The sequence below is a fragment of the Psychrobacter sp. SZ93C1 genome (assembly GCF_015864635.1).
Lineage (GTDB): Bacteria > Pseudomonadota > Gammaproteobacteria > Pseudomonadales > Moraxellaceae > Psychrobacter > Psychrobacter fozii.
Map to the genome: position 1 here is coordinate 1 of NZ_JADYWY010000035.1, position 639 is coordinate 639.

Annotated in this window: 1 protein-coding gene; it reads left to right on the plus strand. The window is 47.4% G+C overall.

Annotation, left to right across the window (positions count from 1 at the left end; genetic code table 11):
• Positions 1–639: IS4 family transposase (locus I6E83_RS14680; RefSeq protein WP_197102989.1), on the plus strand; the 639-nt coding region annotated here is incomplete at both ends.

A 639-nucleotide genomic window follows, 5' to 3' on the forward strand; every position in this document is an offset into this window, starting at 1 on the left:
ACCACACTAATTTATAAACATTCCTCCATTCGAGATGATTTGGGTCATGTCGGACGAGGAGCAAAACAACGAGGCTTGTTAGCTCATAGCGTATTACTGTTTGCGCCAGACACAAAGCAAGTTGTGGGATTAATTGAACAGTCTCGCTGGAGTCGTGATATCAACACGATTGGAAAAAGAGAAAAACACGCGACGACTTCTTACGAAGAAAAAGAAAGTTACAAGTGGGAGTCAGCGTCACGAGCGATGGCAGAGCGGCTGCAAGGACAAATGGCGAACGTGATATCGGTGTGTGACCGCGAAGCGGACATCTACGAATACTTGCAGTATAAACTAACCGAGCAGCAACGATTCGTCGTACGCTCGATGCAAAGTCGTCATATTGAAGAAGGTGAGGATAAGCTCTATGCGTTTGCAAGCGAGCTGATGAGTGCAGGCACCAAACACATCCACATTGCACAAAAAGGAGGAAGAAAAGCCCGAAGCGCAACACTGGATATCACCTATGCGCCAGTGACACTCAAAGCGCCTTACAATAAGAAAGGACACTCCCTCCCAGTTTACTATGTCGGCTGTACAGAGCGAGGAAACGCTAAGAACGGCTTAAGCTGGCACCTATTAACCAGTGAACCAGTCACC